Annotated in this window: 14 protein-coding genes; 8 read left to right on the top strand and 6 right to left on the bottom strand. The window is 61.8% G+C overall.

The window, feature by feature from the left end; translation table 11 throughout:
- Positions 1–113: 113 nt before the first annotated feature.
- The 4 genes from ACRAWE_RS19715 to ettA all read left to right on the top strand — a co-directional run bounded on the left by ACRAWE_RS19715 (position 114) and on the right by ettA (position 4,315).
- On the top strand, positions 114–725 hold the full coding sequence (locus ACRAWE_RS19715; protein ID WP_025159622.1) for a YfiR family protein: 612 nt from the start codon (positions 114–116) through the stop codon (positions 723–725).
- Positions 722–1,969: a diguanylate cyclase domain-containing protein gene (locus ACRAWE_RS19710; RefSeq protein ID WP_019455004.1), complete on the top strand. Its 1,248-nt coding sequence runs from the start codon at positions 722–724 to the stop codon at positions 1,967–1,969. Before ACRAWE_RS19715 ends, ACRAWE_RS19710 begins: the two co-directional genes overlap by 4 nt.
- 38 nt (positions 1,970–2,007) lie before the next feature.
- On the top strand, positions 2,008–2,505 hold the full coding sequence (locus tag ACRAWE_RS19705; protein ID WP_019455003.1) for an OmpA family protein: 498 nt from the start codon (positions 2,008–2,010) through the stop codon (positions 2,503–2,505).
- A 142-nt stretch (positions 2,506–2,647) separates the two neighbouring features.
- Complete coding sequence (gene ettA / locus ACRAWE_RS19700) at positions 2,648–4,315, top strand: energy-dependent translational throttle protein EttA (protein WP_025159620.1); 1,668 nt, start codon at positions 2,648–2,650, stop codon at positions 4,313–4,315.
- A 30-nt stretch (positions 4,316–4,345) separates the two neighbouring features.
- On the opposite strand, the gene ACRAWE_RS19695 is transcribed toward ettA, so the two are convergent.
- A complete protein-coding gene (locus ACRAWE_RS19695) occupies positions 4,346–5,251 on the bottom strand; it encodes an AraC family transcriptional regulator (protein WP_063918126.1) in 906 nt (301 codons plus the stop codon).
- A gap of 162 nt (positions 5,252–5,413) precedes the next feature.
- Here ACRAWE_RS19695 and ACRAWE_RS19690 point away from each other — a divergent pair, with 162 nt between their 5' ends.
- Together ACRAWE_RS19690 and ACRAWE_RS19685 are read left to right on the top strand one after the other, a co-directional pair.
- Positions 5,414–6,382 (top strand): SDR family NAD(P)-dependent oxidoreductase, encoded by a 969-nt coding sequence (locus ACRAWE_RS19690; protein ID WP_019455001.1) that lies wholly within the window; start codon positions 5,414–5,416, stop codon positions 6,380–6,382.
- 14 nt (positions 6,383–6,396) lie between these two features.
- Positions 6,397–7,404 carry an NADP-dependent oxidoreductase gene (locus tag ACRAWE_RS19685; RefSeq protein ID WP_025159619.1) on the top strand — a complete coding sequence of 336 codons (1,008 nt, stop codon included), beginning with the start codon at positions 6,397–6,399 and terminating at the stop codon, positions 7,402–7,404.
- Between the two features lie 28 nt (positions 7,405–7,432).
- Here ACRAWE_RS19685 and ACRAWE_RS19680 read toward each other — a convergent pair whose 3' ends face one another.
- Positions 7,433–8,344: a LysR family transcriptional regulator gene (locus tag ACRAWE_RS19680; RefSeq protein ID WP_019454999.1), complete on the bottom strand. Its 912-nt coding sequence runs from the start codon at positions 8,342–8,344 to the stop codon at positions 7,433–7,435.
- Between the two features lie 97 nt (positions 8,345–8,441).
- Here ACRAWE_RS19680 and ACRAWE_RS19675 point away from each other — a divergent pair, with 97 nt between their 5' ends.
- On the top strand, positions 8,442–9,443 hold the full coding sequence (locus ACRAWE_RS19675; protein WP_432525788.1) for a zinc-binding alcohol dehydrogenase family protein: 1,002 nt from the start codon (positions 8,442–8,444) through the stop codon (positions 9,441–9,443).
- A gap of 30 nt (positions 9,444–9,473) precedes the next feature.
- Here the strand turns inward: ACRAWE_RS19675 and ACRAWE_RS19670 are convergent, their stop codons facing one another.
- From ACRAWE_RS19670 to serB, 4 genes are all read right to left on the bottom strand, one after another.
- Entirely contained in the window at positions 9,474–10,907 is a 1,434-nt protein-coding gene (locus ACRAWE_RS19670; protein WP_432525787.1) for a glycosyltransferase family 39 protein, read from the bottom strand.
- Positions 10,908–11,040: 133 nt separating this feature from the next.
- Positions 11,041–12,312 (bottom strand): multifunctional transcriptional regulator/nicotinamide-nucleotide adenylyltransferase/ribosylnicotinamide kinase NadR, encoded by a 1,272-nt coding sequence (gene nadR, locus ACRAWE_RS19665; RefSeq protein WP_019454996.1) that lies wholly within the window; start codon positions 12,310–12,312, stop codon positions 11,041–11,043.
- A gap of 58 nt (positions 12,313–12,370) precedes the next feature.
- Positions 12,371–13,756, bottom strand: a complete 1,386-nt coding sequence (gene radA, locus ACRAWE_RS19660) for a DNA repair protein RadA (RefSeq protein WP_025159617.1) — start codon at positions 13,754–13,756, stop codon at positions 12,371–12,373.
- Positions 13,757–13,775: 19 nt separating this feature from the next.
- The gene (gene serB / locus ACRAWE_RS19655; RefSeq protein ID WP_025159616.1) at positions 13,776–14,753 is read right to left on the bottom strand and encodes a phosphoserine phosphatase; all 978 of its coding nucleotides are present in this window, start codon (positions 14,751–14,753) and stop codon (positions 13,776–13,778) included.
- A gap of 110 nt (positions 14,754–14,863) precedes the next feature.
- On the opposite strand from serB, the gene ACRAWE_RS19650 reads away from it, so the two are divergent.
- Positions 14,864–15,547, top strand: coding sequence for a YtjB family periplasmic protein (locus ACRAWE_RS19650; RefSeq protein WP_019454993.1), 684 nt, complete (start codon positions 14,864–14,866; stop codon positions 15,545–15,547).
- Positions 15,548–15,583 lie beyond the last annotated feature (36 nt).

Genomic DNA, 15,583 nt, shown 5'->3' with positions numbered 1-15,583 from the left:
TCATTAGGCAGTGCAACTGACAGCTTTCAGCAAAACGATTGTCCCTGCAAGCGGGCCGGATTTTCCCTTGTCGGGCCACGGCCTGCGGGCGGTGGATCAGACCGGAATGGCGGGTGAAGATGGCGAATAACACCGCGATAGTGATGCGTTGCGCAAAAAGCCCCGTGCCGGGCTTCCTTGCCGCACGTCTGCATATCGGCCGCCTGTTGCTGATCGTCCTGTTGGTTCTGCTGACGTTGCCCGGACCTGCGCACGCCGCCGATGATCCCTATCAAAAGCGCACGCACGCCGTGACGACCGTGGTGGTAGGCATCATCAGCTACGCCCGCTGGTCGCGTGAACCCAATCCTATCCGGTTGTGCGTGACCGCACCCACCCAGTATGCCGAGGGGCTGTTCGATCCGATTCTGCTGAGCGCGCCGCGTCCAATTAAAACTGAACGTGTGCCGTTCGACAGCCCAACGCTGAGTACCGGCTGTGATGTCATCTATCTAGGGAACATCAACGCCGCGCAGAGACAAAATTTCATGCAGCGCATTTCCGGCAACTCCATTCTCAGCATCAGCGAGAACGATAGCGAATGCTCCGCCGGCAGCGCATTCTGCCTGCAGATCGATGGGGATCAGGCCAGCTTCAAGGTCAACCTGGACGCCCTGGCGCGCAGCGGCGTACGCGTTCACCCCAACGTGCTGCAACTGGCGCGCAAACAGGCGCCGCCGCTATGAGACTGTTGCGTAAAAACCGTTCCGGCAATGCGCGCCCGACGCTGGGCCGGGTGCTGCAGCGGGTGCATCTTGGGCTGGCGCTGATCGCCGTCGGCACCGCCGGCATCTTTTTGACGCTGGTAGCGCTGTTTGCGCTGCGCGCTTACGCCAACCACAACCTGCATCTGATCGCGCGCTCCATCAGCTATACCGTTGAAGCGGCAGTGGTGTTTGAAGATCGCGCTGCCGCGCGCGAGGCGCTGATGCTGATCGCGTCCAACGAAGAGGTGTCGGACGCGCGGATCCTCGACAATAACGGCAAGATGCTGGCCAACTGGCGCCATCCCACCGACGGGCCGCTACACGGTCTGGAGCAGATCGTCGCGCACTGGGCGCTGCCCGAGCCGGTCATCCTGCCCATCACACATGAGGGCAAGCAGGTCGGTCAGGTCTGGCTGAGCGGCAACGGCGGCAGCCTGTTGCGTTTCCTGCTGCGCGGCCTGGTCGGCATGATCGCCTGTCTGGTGCTCAGTACCCTGTGCGCCCTGGTGCTGTCGCGCCGCATGCTGGTCGGCATCGTCAGTTCGCTGGACGACATCGCCAACGTGGCGCATGCGGTACGCCGCGATCGCACCTTCGGCCTGCGGGTGCCGTCGGCGCCGATCGCCGAACTGCACGAGCTCAGCAACGACTTCAACGGCTTGCTCGACGAGCTGGAGGCCTGGCAGGCCCACCTGAAACAGGAGAACGACTCGCTGGCCCACCGGGCGACGCACGACAGCCTGACCGGCTTGCCGAACCGCGCCTTCTTCGAAGGACGGCTGAGCCGCGCCCTGGGCGATATCGAGCCGTCGGCAAAATTGGCGGTGCTATTTATCGATGGCGATCGCTTCAAGGAAGTGAACGACAGTTACGGCCACGCCGCAGGCGATGCGGTGTTGACCACCATCGCCGGGCGCATTCGCGCGCAGCTGCGTGAAACCGATCTGGTCGCGCGCCTGGGAGGGGATGAGTTCGCCGTGCTGCTGGCACCGGTGCACAGCACGGAAGATGTCCTGCAGATCGCCGATAATATTATCGACTGCATGACGCAGCCGGTCATTTTGCCGAACGACGAGACGATCATCACCTCTCTGAGTATCGGTATTGCGCTGTACCCTGATCACGCGGCGACGCCTCAGGGTCTTTTGCACGAAGCTGACGATGCAATGTATCAGGCAAAGCATCGTTATCACGGAGGCTGGCGGCTGGCGATACACAAATAAGAGCCGCAGCTATAACACTTGAACTAGGGATTTTGACTATGATACAGCAACTGTTTAAAGGCCGTTTTTCACTGTTGACGATGGTGTTCGTCGCCCTGCTGGCGCTCGCCGGCTGCCAGAGCAAACCGCAGGGGCTGACGCCCGAGCAGGTCGCGCTGCTGCAGTCGCAGGGCTTCAAACTGACCGACAACGGCTGGGAGTTCGGCCTGTCGGATAAAGTGCTGTTCGGCAACAACATCGGCAAGCTGAACCCGGAAAGCACCGAGACGGTGCAGAAGATGGGGCGCGCGCTGCTGAGCGTCGGCATCACCAAATTCCGTCTGGACGGCCATACCGACAACTACGGCGAAGACAGCTATAACGACCAGCTCTCCCTGCGCCGCGCCGATGCGGTGGCCGATCTGCTGGCCAGCGTCGGCATTCCACGCGCCAATATCGAAACCCGCGGCATGGGCAAACGCGATCCCGTCGCCGACAACCGCACCTCCAGCGGCCGCGCGGAAAACCGCCGCGTCGCGATCGTCGTCACGCCATAAGCCACCAATATGCGCCTTTATCGGCGCATAAACGGTTATACTTGGCGATCGCTGAGCGATGTCTGGGATCCGAGATCGAAACGGGCTACACTCATGCCGCCAGACATCCTATAAATACTGATATAGAGAGGCTTAGAGCAACGTGGCTCAATACGTCTATACCATGCACCGCGTCGGCAAGGTGGTACCGCCGAAGCGTCATATTTTGAAAAACATCTCCCTGAGCTTCTTCCCTGGGGCAAAAATCGGCGTACTGGGCCTGAACGGCGCCGGTAAGTCCACTCTGCTGCGCATCATGGCCGGCATCGATACCGATATCGAAGGGGAAGCGCGCCCGCAGCCGGGCATCAAGATCGGTTACCTGCCGCAGGAGCCGCAGCTTAACCTCGAACACACCGTGCGTGAGTCGGTGGAAGAAGCGCTGGCGGAAGTGGTCGGCGCGCTGAAACGCCTGGACGAAGTGTACGCGCTGTACGCGGAAGAAGGCGCAGACTTCGACAAGCTGGCCGCCGAACAGGGCCGCCTGGAAGAGATCATTCAGGCGCACGACGGCCACAACCTCAACGCGCAGCTGGAGCGTGCCGCCGATGCGCTGCGCCTGCCGGACTGGGACGCCAAAATCGCCCATCTGTCCGGCGGTGAACGCCGCCGCGTGGCGCTGTGCCGCCTGCTGCTGGAAAAACCGGACATGCTGCTGCTGGACGAACCGACCAACCACCTGGACGCCGAGTCCGTGGCCTGGCTGGAACGTTTCCTACACGACTTCGAAGGCACCGTCGTCGCGATCACCCACGACCGTTACTTCCTGGACAACGTTGCCGGCTGGATCCTCGAGCTGGACCGTGGCGAGGGCATTCCGTGGGAAGGCAACTACTCATCCTGGCTGGAACAGAAAGATGCGCGTCTGGCGCAGGAAGCATCCGCCGAAGCCGCTCGCCGCAAGTCGATCGAGAAAGAGCTGGAGTGGGTGCGTCAGGGTGCCAAAGGCCGTCAGTCCAAAGGCAAGGCCCGTCTGGCCCGCTTTGAAGAGCTGAACAACACCGAATACCAAAAACGTAACGAAACCAACGAACTGTTCATTCCGCCTGGCGCACGTCTGGGCGATAAAGTGGTCGAAGTCAGCAACCTGCGTAAGTCCTATGGCGACCGCCTGTTGATCGACGACCTGTCGTTCTCGGTGCCGAAAGGCGCGATCGTCGGCATCATCGGCCCGAACGGCGCGGGTAAATCCACGCTGTTCCGCATGATGTCCGGCCAGGAGCAGCCAGATTCCGGCAGCATCGTGCTGGGCGACACCGTCAAGCTGGCGTCCGTCGATCAGTTCCGCGACAGCATGGACGGTTCGAAAACCGTCTGGGAAGAAGTCTCCGGCGGGCAGGACATCATGCGCATCGGCAACACCGAGATGCCAAGCCGTGCCTATGTCGGCCGCTTCAACTTCAAGGGAGTCGATCAGGGCAAACGCGTGGGCGAGCTGTCCGGCGGTGAGCGTGGCCGTCTGCACCTGGCCAAGCTGCTGCAGGTTGGCGGCAACGTACTGCTGCTCGATGAACCGACCAACGACCTGGATATCGAAACCCTGCGCGCGCTGGAAAACGCCCTGCTGGAATTCCCTGGCTGCGCCATGGTGATCTCGCACGACCGTTGGTTCCTCGACCGTATCGCCACCCACATCCTGGACTACCAGGATGAAGGCAAGGTGGAATTCTTCGAAGGTAACTTCACCGAGTACGAAGAGTACAAGAAGCGTACGCTGGGCGCCGACGCGCTCGAGCCGCACCGCATCAAGTACAAAAAGATCGCCAAGTGATCCGAAAGGCGCCGCATGCGGCGCCTTTTTTTATGCCCGTGTCCGGCGATACTCGCGCGGCGAGCACGCCATCATTCTCTTAAAGGCGTGGCTGAACGCGCTGTCTGAATCGTATCCCAAGCGCTGCGCGATGGCGGACACCGGTTCGCTGCCGGTACGCAAAGCCCGTGCAGCCAACAGCATGCGCCAGCGCGACACATACTCTAACGGCGCCATGCCGGCCTTCTGCTTAAAGCGCAACGCCAACGTCGAGCGGGAAACGCTCGCAGCGGCGGCCAGCGACGCCACCGTCCAGCGCCGGCCAGGATCGGCATGCACCGCCTGCATCGCGGCGCCGATGCGCGGATCGAACAAGGCGGGCAGCCAACCGGACGCCACGCTCTCTTCTCCCATCAGGTACATCCGCAGCGCCTGAGTCAACATGATCTGCCCCAGATGGTGTACCATCGAGGCACTGCCCGGTGAAGGCTTCAGCAGCTCGCCCGCCAGCCGCTGCAACGCCCATTGCAACACCGCGGCCTCTTCAGTGCCGCCTCGAATCACCATCAGCGCCGGCAAAGTACCCAATAACCGCTCCACCTCTTCGCCAAAGGTAAAACGCCCGCCGATAAACAGACAATCCTCCGCCTCGCCACAGCTCGCCACGCCGTTTTTTGCCTGCAGATAAAGTGCGTCAGCATCGAGTGCCGGCAGCGACAGATCGCTGCCAACGGTGACCGGCAAGCTGCGGGTCAGCAACAAACAGTCGCCGGCCGCCAGCCACAGCGGTTCGGCCAGCCCTTCCGCCGCCAGCCAACAGCCGCCACGCACCACAGCGTTGAACTTCCCGCTCTGCGGCGCAGGAAAATGAACGGCCCAGTCGCCGCCGGCCTTCAGGCCGCCGAAAAACGCATTCTGGCTGTTCAACGGCGCAAGCACTTCCGATAAAGGATCCATACCCTCTCCCCCTAAGGCCCTTTCAAGAGCATAGCCCGTGCGATGCCCCAGCCAAAGGTTTTAGGACGATGGCGACAGAAATTAGGTTTTTGTTGCATTCAGCCGCCGATAACGCCGACTTACACTCCCAGTGTCACAGTCAACTGCAGCGAGGAATTCCCAATGAACAGACAAGTGCCCCTCAACTCCGGCTTCAACGCTACCACCACCGCCGCCGACGTGCTCAAAGACCGTCAACTGGCCGGCATGACAGCGCTGGTGACCGGCGGTCATTCCGGCCTGGGGTTGGAAACGACTCGCGCTTTGACGCAGGCGGGGGCGAAGGTGATCGTCGCCGCCCGCGACCCCGTTATCGCCCACACGCGTCTGGCCATCGCCGGCATCAGCAACGCTGAGGTTTATGAGCTTGATTTGGCCGATCTGAGCAACATCAAAGGGTTCACGCAACAACTTCTGGCGACAGACGTCCACCTCGATATGTTGATCTGCGGCGCCGGCATCATGGCCTGTCCTGAAACCCGTATCGGCCCAGGCTGGGAGGCTCAATTCGCGATCAACCACCTGGGGCATTACGCTTTGGTGAACCACCTCTGGCCGGCGTTGATGGGCGACGCCCGCGTTGTCGTCATCTCCTCTTCCGGTCACCATGCCAGTGCCATACGCTGGAATGACGTCCAATTTCACAGCGGCTATGACAAGTGGCTGGCCTATGGCCAATCGAAAACCGCTAACGCGCTCTTCGCCCTGCAGCTTGACAAGCTGGGGAAAAACGCTGGCGTGCGCGCCTTCTCGCTGCATCCCGGCATGATCCCAACGCCGCTGCAGCGCTATCTCTCGCAGGAAGAGATGCTCGCGTTGGACTGGATCGACGCCGACGGCAAACCCGCCCACCCGGAAATGCTGAAAACCCCGCAACAAGGCGCGGCAACCCAGGTTTGGGCGGCGACATCGCCTCAACTCAATGGCCTTGGCGGATTGTATTGCGAAGATTGCGATGTCGCCCGGCGCAACGATGACAACGGCTTTTCCTTCAGCGGCGTAAAAAGCTACGCCGTCGATCCTGAACAAGCCCAACGCCTGTGGAAACTGTCGGCGCAACTCACCGGTGTCGATGCCTTCGGCAAGATTTAAATAGGGGACCTTCTATGCAGAATCGTCAAATCATCCTCGCTAAACTCCCGCAAGGAAAGCTGACCCTCGATTGTTTTCAGACTCGAGAGGCCCCCATGCCGCTCCCCGGCCCCGAAGAGGTGCTGTTGCGCACGCTTTACGTGCCACTGGATGCGGCCAGCAGAGCCTGGATGCAGGGCGTCACTTATCGTTCCGGATTGCAGGCGGGAGACGTCATGGCCGCAACCGCGCTGGCCGAAGTCGTCGAGTCGCGCTCTCCCCTGCTGGCCGCCGGTGATTTAGTGCTGGCGGAAACCGGCTGGCAAACCTTTGCGGCCGTACCGGCGGCTGGCGCGCTCAAGCAGTCGGGCATCGTTCCGCATACGCACTTGCTCAGCGTTTACGGCGTGCCTGGACTCACCGCTTACTTCGGTCTGCTGGAATGCGGACGCCCAGAGGCCGGTGAAACCGTCGTCGTATCTGCCGCCGCGGGGGCGGTAGGCATGTTCGCCGGACAAATCGCCCGGCTTCGCGGCTGCCGCACGGTGGGCATTGCCGGCGGCGGCGCCAAAACGGCTCTGCTGACGGACAGGTTGGGTTTCGACGCGGCGATAGATTATAAGAAGGAAAATCTGCATGACGCCCTGCGCCGCTCGTGTCCCAACGGCATCGATGTGCTGTTCGATAACGTCGGCGGCGATATTTTGGCGGCCAGCCTGCCGCATATGGCGAAGCATGGACGCATCGTTTGCTGCGGTGCGGTGTCGCAGTACGATACGGCCTCCCCGCCGGCAGCGCCTGCCGGGATACCCGGTTTGCTGATCGTCAACAGTTTGACGATGCGGGGATTCCTGTTGGCCGATTTCCTTCATCGGCAAGAACAGGCGCTGGCGGCACTCGCGGCCTGGGTCACTGAGGAAAAACTCGCAATTATCGAAGACCTGATCACCGGTTTCGAGCTGCTGCCCGCCGCACTGATCGGCCTGCTGGCGGGCGAAAATAGAGGGAAACGCATCGTTCAGGTGGCGCGGCGCGCCGCCTGAACCTAAAAGGCTCTGCGCGCGCCCGCCGTCACTCCCGCGCCAGCTCGCGCGCGTAGTCGTCGAACGCCGGGTGCTGCAGCACCACATCAATGAAACAGGCCAGCGCCGGGGAGTTCAGCTTGCGGCTCGGGTAGACCAGATACAGCTCGTTGCCCTCTGCACGCCACGCCGACAGCACTTCCACCAACAGCTTCTGCGCCACCACCTCACGGCTGAGAAACGCCGGCAGCAGCGTAATGCCGGCGCCGGCGATAGCGCATTCGCGCGCATACAGCAGGTTGTCGGTGGTGTGCGCCAGCGGCAACTGCCAGCGGTAGTAATCGTCGCCGCAACGCAGGTTCCAGGCCGTCCAGGCGCGATGGGCGATGCAGCGGTGCTGCTGCAGCTGTTGCGGATGTTCGATCGGCGGGTGCTGCGCCAGATAGGACGGCGCCGCCAGCAGATAGCGCGGCGCATAGCCGAGGCGGCGGCCGATCAGCGAAGAATCCTGTGGCTTGCCGGTGCGCAGCGCGGCGTCGAAACCTTCCTGCACCAGATCCACCATCGCGTCGGACACCGACACCTCCAGCGAAACGTCCGGGTACTGGCGTTGAAAATCCGCCGCCAGCCGCGCCACCAGGGTCGCGCCCAGCCCGGCCGGCGTCGAGATGCGCAGGCGCCCGCTCGGGTTATCGCGCAGCCGCTGCAGCGCCAGATCGGCCCGCTCGGCGGCGGACATCATCGCCTGACAATGCTCCAGATAGCGCTCGCCGGCGAAGGTGAGATTTAACTGGCGCGTGGTGCGATTGAGCAGCCGTAGCCCCAGCGTCTGCTCAAGCTGGCTGATACGCTGGCTGACGCTGGATTTCGGCAGCCCAACACGCTGCGCGGCGGCGGTGAAGCTGCCGCATTCCGCCACCAGCGCGAACAGCGCCATGTCCTGCAGCTGTTTGAATTCCATTGTTCACCTTAAACGAACACTCAGTTAGATATTGTCCATCTTATCACTCCACTATCGCGGGTCTACACTGTGGGCATCATTTGAAAGGAGTACAACCATGTCGATAAAAGCCATTGCCGTAGACCCGCAGAACCCTGCCGGTTTCATCGAAATCTCACCGGAGATGCCGATTCCCGGCCAGTACGATCTGCTGGTGGAAGTGAAAGCGGTGTCGGTTAACCCGGTGGATACTAAAGTGCACGCCGGCCTGCAGAAAAGCGGCCTGCAGCAGCCGCGCATTCTCGGCTGGGACGCCAGCGGCGTCGTGGTGAGCGCAGGCAGCAGCGTCAGCGGCTTCAAGCCCGGCGATGAAGTGTGGTACGCCGGCGACATCACCCGCCCCGGCAGCAACAGCAGCCACCAACTTATCGACTCACGCATCGCCGCGCACAAACCGCGCAGCCTGAACTGGGCCGAGTCCGCCGCCATGCCGCTGACCGCCCTCACCGCCTGGGAGGCGCTGTTCGAGCACCTGAACATTCAGGACGCGCCGGAGCACAAGACGTTGCTGATCATCGGCGGCGCCGGCGGCGTAGGCTCGTTGGCGATCCCGCTGGCCGCGCTGCGCAGCAAGGTGAAAGTGATCGCCACCGCCTCAAGGCCTGAATCCGCCGCCTGGTGCCTCGAACGCGGCGCCGATCTGGTGGTGGATTACCGCGATTTGAAGGGCAACCTGGCGCAGCACGGCATCGAGCAGGTGGATTACATCCTGTGTCTGAACGATACCGACGGCCATTGGCCGGCGATGGCCGAGCTGGTCGCGCCGCTGGGCCATATCTGCACCATCGTCGAGAACGCGCAGCCGCTGGACCAAAACGCGCTGAAGCTGAAGAGCGCCGCGCTGCACTGGGAGTTCATGTTCACCCGCAGCATGTTCAGCACCCCGGACATCGCCCAGCAGGGCAAGATCCTGCAGCAGGTGGCGCAGCTGCTGGACGACGGCAAGCTGAGCACCACGCTGAGCGAAACCCTGCACGGGCTGACGGTGGAAACGCTGACCGCCGCGCATCAACAACTGCTCGGCGGCCATATGCAAGGCAAGCTGGTCATCGCGTACTGAGCCAACTCGCGGTGGCGCACAGCGCCGCCGTTACTGCGGCCGCACGAACCCGACGCATAGCCGTTGCTCATCGGCGTTCGGATCGGAACGGAACGTCATGTTCTGCTGCCAGTCGAGGCGCATCTTCGGCCAGTGGGTCAGCTCCCCGCCGAAATCGCTGTGCGCGCAATCGTCACCCAACCGGCCGAACAGGGCGACGCCATGCTGGGCAATCTGCGGATAGCTGATGTTGGCGTTGTAGATATTTGGCCGCGCATGATTGGACCAGCGCGTAATGGTTTGTGGCCGGGAATCGGCATACACCGTCATCCATTGCGACAGATACTCACCGCCGACGTAGCGCAGATCGACGCCATAGCGCTCCCGCCAATGCTGTTCCACTTCACTGCTGAAGGCCTTGATGCCCACCATCTTCTGGCCGGCGTTGCGCACATTGCCCACCATCACTGCGGCATACCCCAAATAGACCGCCAGCGCCGCGCACATCAGCCCAATGGTCGCCGCGCGCAGCGAACGCACCGGCGGTTGACGCACGCAGCCGACCAGCAGCGCGGGCGCCAGCATGAAGAACGGCTGCAGCCACTCGGTCAGCCGGCCGCCGACGTTGAAGGAAAACCAGAAGGTGATGATGCCGAGCGGCAGCAGGTAGATCCACAGCAGCACCCGCATCGGCAACGCCTTCGGCCAGGCCAGCACCGCCCCGCTGCGGCGCAGGATCCACCACAGCACCAGCGACGGATAGAACACCAGCAGCAGCGACTGCAGCATGTCGAGATTGAGCTGCATCTTGATCTGTGAATCCACCCACTTGAAGGCGGCGAAGTCGTGATTCCACAGCCAGACCACGTTCGGCAGCACCAGCGCCAACCAGATCGCCACCGCCAGATAGAACTGCGGCTGGCGATAGCAGCGGCGAACCTGCGGCACGAACAACGTCGACAGCGCCGCGAAGTAAACGAAGGCGAAGGTCGAGTACTTGGCCATCATCGCCAGACCGGCGACCAACGCGAAGGCCGGCCACCAATTGGCCGAACGGGAGATCGCCATATGGAAGAACAACGCCATCCACGGCCATAGCATCACCAACAGGTAATTGTCGTTATAGGGAATGATGTCGAAATTGATGATGCCGGACAGGTTGAGCGTCAGCAGCGCCATCCAGGCCAGCGAGGTGCTGCCACTCAGGCGTCGCGCCAACAGCCAGACGCCCAACATGCCGATGGCGATGGCGATGAAGTGCCCGCCATACCAGTAAACGTTTAGCGGCAGCCACGACAGCCAAATCGCCGGATGCATCGCCGCACCGACCAGCCACGGGTTTTTCGGTGAACCCCACTCGCCGTTGAGGCCCCAGTTGAGCGCCTCGACGGCGTCGTAAGGCAGGGTAGGATCAAGATGAACCGTCAGCAGCGTCCAGGCTGCGGCATAGCAGACCAACCAGAGAGCAAGTAAGCGATAAGACATGTCTTCTTCTAAGCGTTATTGTAAAGAAAATCTTAACTTAGTCGCTGTCGAATGAACCATGTTTAAACAAGCCGTTAAATGTGCGCCCGGGTGGCGTTTCTGCCGCCGCGATCGCACATTCCGCTAATTCTGTTCAGCCTGCGGCGTGGCGAGAAGCGGGCGCGCTCAACCGGCCGGCGTCCGCCGCCAGCAGCTGTTGCACCAGCTCGACGCAGCGCAGGAAACGCTCCTCGTAATCGCTGGATTCAACGTGCACATACTCGATATTGTTGGCGCGCAGCATCTCCTCCAGAAGGCGCTGGAACGCCAGCCGATCGGCGGTGCTGCCGAGGCTGCGCAGGCCGTCCGCCACCCACGGCGTATTGTTTTCCAGCAGGATCACCAGATCGAAACGGTATTCGTCGATCAGCGCCTGCACGAAGGGGTGTTCACGCCCTTCGTACTTTTTGCAAAACGCCTGGGTGGTGACGAAATCGGTATCGATAAACGCCACCTTGTTGGCGTACTTGACCGCAAAATCCACGTATTGCGCCTGCCCGAGGGCGATTTTGTCATAGTCGGAGTACTGCAGCGCCATCTCGTCGCCGCCCAGATGCGAAAACACATAGTCGCGGCCATATTCCCAGGCGCTGGTGGTGTTGAAGATGTTGGCCAGTTTGTTGACCAGCGTCGACTTGCCGCTCGACTCGCCGCCGAGGATCGCCACGGTACGCACGAAGAACGGCTTCACCTCGGTCGGGATGTAATCCCAATAGCGGAACGGATCCTGGCGGATCTGATTGCCACTGATGTTCATGAACGAACGCTCGGGGTCGACCAGAATGGTTTCGATGCCCAGATGCTCGCGGTAACGCGGCGCATCCTGCGCTTCGCTGGAATAGATGAAGCTCGGCACGATGCCCTTCTGTTCCATAAAGGCCTTCATGCCATCGCTCCATACGTTCCAGCCGTGCGGGTAGGGTTCGATGCCCTGCTCGTCGAATGAGTGGATATGGATGTTTTTCTGGTACTTGAAGGTCTGCAGCAGCCAGCGCAGGCGATCGCTGACCGTCGGCTGTTGCGACATCGAACTGTTCTCGAACAGTTCGCGGTCGCGCGGCTCGTCGTGGCACAAAATGACGTGCAGCTCATCCACCTGGCTGCAGGCGCGCTGGATCAGATAGATGTGGCCGGTGTGCAGCGGGTAAAATTTACCAAACACCACACCGACTTTGACCTCTTTGCGCGGGAACTCAAGCCCGAGAAAACGGTGCAGCGCCTCCAGCTTTTGCGCGCTCGGGCTTTTGATCTTGTCGTTCAACAGCTGGCTGAGATAGCCTTTGGTCATGCCACTGGCATCCGCCACCTGCTGCAAAGTACAGCCTTTTTGCTTGATGGACGTCTTCAGGTAATCAAATTGCGGCATGGCCACCTCCGTTTAGTATGCTAAACAAAATAGCATATCTCTCTCGCCGCCGGCGACATTAATAAAACTCTTCCAGCACGTCCAGTGCGTCCGCCAGCTTCTTGACCCCGAACACCTGCATGTTGGCCGGCGGCTTTTTCGGCATATTGCCGTGCGGCACGATGGCGCGCTTAAAGCCGTGCTTGGCCGCTTCGGAGATGCGTTCCTGACCGCTCGGCACCGGACGAATCTCTCCCGCCAGCCCCACTTCGCCGAACACCACCAGATCGTTCGGCAATGGCCGATCGCGCAGGCTTGAAACCAACGACATCAGCAACGCCAGATCGGCGCTGGTCTCGCTGACCTTCACCCCGCCGACCACGTTGACGAACACGTCTTGATCCGACATCTGCAGCCCGCCGTGTCGATGCAGCACCGCCAGCAGGATCGCCAGGCGGTTCTGTTCCAGGCCCACCGCCACGCGGCGCGGGTTGGACATCATCGAGTGATCCACCAGCGCCTGGATCTCCACCAGCAGCGGCCGGGTGCCTTCCCACACCACCATCACCGAGCTGCCGGAGGTAACTTCATCGCCGCGGCTGAGGAAAATCGCCGAAGGGTTGCTGACTTCGCGCAGCCCCTGCTCGGTCATGGCGAACACCCCCAGCTCGTTGACCGCGCCAAAGCGGTTTTTGTGGCTGCGCAGGGTGCGGAAGCGGGAATCGGCGTCGCCGTCCAGCAATACCGAACAGTCGATACAGTGTTCCAGCACTTTCGGCCCGGCCAACGAGCCGTCTTTGGTGACGTGGCCGACCATCACGATCGCCACACCGCGCGTCTTGGCGAAGCGCGTCAGGTAGGCGGCGGTTTCACGCACCTGCGCCACGCTGCCCGGCGAGGACTGAATGTCCGCCATGTGCATCACCTGAATCGAGTCGATCACCATCAGCTTCGGCTGCTCCTGCTCGGCGATCAGGCAGATCTGCTCGATGCTGGTTTCCGACAGCATGTTCAGGCCGCCGGTCGGCAGCCCCAGACGGTGAGCGCGCATCGCCACCTGCTGCAGCGACTCCTCGCCGGTGACATACAGGGTTTTCATCTGTTCAGACAGCTTGCACAGCACCTGCAGCAACAGGGTGCTCTTGCCGGCGCCGGGGTTACCGCCGATCAGAATCGCGCTGCCGGGCACCACACCGCCGCCCAGCACGCGGTCGAACTCGAGAAAGCCGGTGGTGAAACGCGGCAGCGCCTCAAGGCTGATTTCCGACAGCTTCTGCACCTTGCTGACGCCGGCGTCGCCGGCATAGCCGCTGAGGCGATCGTTGCGCGCCGCTGCGGGCGACGCGGCCAAACGCACTTCCGTGATGGTGTTCCAGGCATGGCAGGCGCTGCACTGCCCCTGCCAACGCGGATAGTCCGCCCCGCACTCATTGCACACAAATGCCCGTTTTGCCGCTTTTGCCACGTCTTACCTCAATCTTTCGTTATCGCACTTCGTGTTTCAGGCTGCCGGTGAGAATGCACAGCACGCCCATCAGATCCGCATGCCGGATCGCCACCTGCGCTTTTTCATATACTTTCGGTTTGGCGTGGTAGGCGATGCCCAACCCCGCCGCCTGCATCATTTTCAAATCGTTGGCGCCGTCGCCGATGGCCACGGTTTGCGCCAGCGGGATCTCCAGCTTCTCCGCCAGCCGCAGCAGCGTATCGGCTTTGAACTGCGCGTCCACCACCGGCCCCAGCACTTCGCCGGTCAACTTGCCGTCGCGGATCTCCAGCTCATTGGCCGCCGCCGCCACCAGCCGCAGCCGGTTGCGCAGATGTTCGGCGTAGTAGGTGAAACCGCCGGAGGCGATCGCCACATGCCAGCCCATCGCCTGCAGTTTGCCCACCAGGCTGGTCAGCCCCGGCATCAGCGGCAGCTCGTCGCGCACCTGTTTGAGGATGTTGGCGTCGGCCCCTTTCAGCGTGCCGACGCGCTGACGCAGACTGGCGGTAAAGTCCAGCTCGCCGCGCATCGCGCGTTCGGTGACTTCCGCCACCTGCTCGCCGACGCCCGCCAGCTTGGCGATCTCATCGATGCATTCGATCTCGATCGCCGTCGAATCCATGTCCATCACCAGCAGCCCCGGCGTGCGCAGGTGCGGGATCTTGCCGAGCGGCGCCACGTCCAGCCCGTTCTCCGCCGCCAGCAGCTTGGCGCGCGGCGTCAGGGTGCCCGCCAACCGCACCACCTGATAGTCGTCCACGCCCCAGGCGGTGACGATCACCATCGCCGCGCCGAGCTTGCGTTGGAATTGGGTAATGCGCGCCTTGTCCAGTTTTCTGCCGTACAACAGCCACCCGGTATTGCCCGCCCGGTAATCGAGCGGCATCACTTCGTCGCCGCTAAGCGAAAGGGGAAGACCCGGCCATTGAGAGATCTCCGCCGGAAGATCGCAATAGGTCAGACTGTTTGACATCATTGACTCCTGAATGGACAAAAACGCTGCATGATAAAACGACGCATCAAGCTATCCTATCGCCAGCGGTTCTGGCAACATAAAGTGTCCCCGATGCCCAAGGAACCTGCATGGCCCGCGCTAAACTGAAATTTCGCCTGCACCGCACCGCTATTATCCTGATTTGCCTGGCTTTGCTGGTGTTGCTGATGCAGGGCGCCTCTTATTTTAGCCTGAGTCACCAAATGGCGCGATCCGAGCAGGTTGAAGAGCTGGCGCAGACGCTGACCAAACAGGTCGCCTACAGCCTGGCGCCGCTGCTGGACGACGACGGCAACAACCCGCGCATCGACGCCATCCTCAAGCAGCTCACCGATCACAGCCGCATTCTCGACGTCAGCGTTTATCAGCTGGACGGCACACTGGTCTCCCACGCCGGGGAACAGATAAGTATACGCGATCGCCTGTCGCTCGACGGCAAACGCGCCGGCAGCTACTTCAACCACCAGTTGGTCGAATCCATTCAGGGCAAAGACGGCCCGATCGGCTTTATCCGCATCACCCTCGACACCCACGTGCTGGCGACCGAATCCAAACAGGTGGACAACACCACCAACCTGCTGCGTCTGATGATCCTGCTGGCGCTGGCGATCGGCATCATTCTGGCACGCACCCTGCTGCAGCACCGCCGCAGCCGCTGGCAGCAGTCGCCGTACCTGTTGACCGCCAACACGCCGTTGGCAGAAGGCAATACCGTGGAAGACGACGAAGAGGATGCGCCGGAGAACAAGCAGGAAGCGCCGAAGAAAGAGTGACTCAGGCCAGGTGAAGTGAATAGATTGACAGGCGGG

Origin of the sequence: Serratia sp. BFP-2025 (assembly GCF_050880365.1) — a bacterium.
Taxonomy (GTDB): domain Bacteria; phylum Pseudomonadota; class Gammaproteobacteria; order Enterobacterales; family Enterobacteriaceae; genus Serratia; species Serratia surfactantfaciens.
This window is presented reverse-complemented; position numbering and strand designations above follow the sequence as displayed.

What these genes read in the sequence shown, in the direction of transcription:
- ACRAWE_RS19695 (WP_063918126.1), bottom strand. Translation starts at nt 5,251, where the DNA reads ATGGATCCTTTATCGGAAGTGCTTGCGCCGTTGAACAGCCAGAATGCG.
- ACRAWE_RS19685 (WP_025159619.1), top strand. Translation starts at nt 6,397, where the DNA reads ATGCAGAATCGTCAAATCATCCTCGCTAAACTCCCGCAAGGAAAGCTG.
- ACRAWE_RS19690 (WP_019455001.1), top strand. Translation starts at nt 5,414, where the DNA reads ATGAACAGACAAGTGCCCCTCAACTCCGGCTTCAACGCTACCACCACC.
- serB (WP_025159616.1), bottom strand. Translation starts at nt 14,753, where the DNA reads ATGTCAAACAGTCTGACCTATTGCGATCTTCCGGCGGAGATCTCTCAA.
- ACRAWE_RS19680 (WP_019454999.1), bottom strand. Translation starts at nt 8,344, where the DNA reads ATGGAATTCAAACAGCTGCAGGACATGGCGCTGTTCGCGCTGGTGGCG.
- nadR (WP_019454996.1), bottom strand. Translation starts at nt 12,312, where the DNA reads ATGCCGCAATTTGATTACCTGAAGACGTCCATCAAGCAAAAAGGCTGT.
- ACRAWE_RS19650 (WP_019454993.1), top strand. Translation starts at nt 14,864, where the DNA reads ATGGCCCGCGCTAAACTGAAATTTCGCCTGCACCGCACCGCTATTATC.
- ACRAWE_RS19670 (WP_432525787.1), bottom strand. Translation starts at nt 10,907, where the DNA reads ATGTCTTATCGCTTACTTGCTCTCTGGTTGGTCTGCTATGCCGCAGCC.
- ACRAWE_RS19710 (WP_019455004.1), top strand. Translation starts at nt 722, where the DNA reads ATGAGACTGTTGCGTAAAAACCGTTCCGGCAATGCGCGCCCGACGCTG.
- ACRAWE_RS19705 (WP_019455003.1), top strand. Translation starts at nt 2,008, where the DNA reads ATGATACAGCAACTGTTTAAAGGCCGTTTTTCACTGTTGACGATGGTG.
- ACRAWE_RS19675 (WP_432525788.1), top strand. Translation starts at nt 8,442, where the DNA reads ATGTCGATAAAAGCCATTGCCGTAGACCCGCAGAACCCTGCCGGTTTC.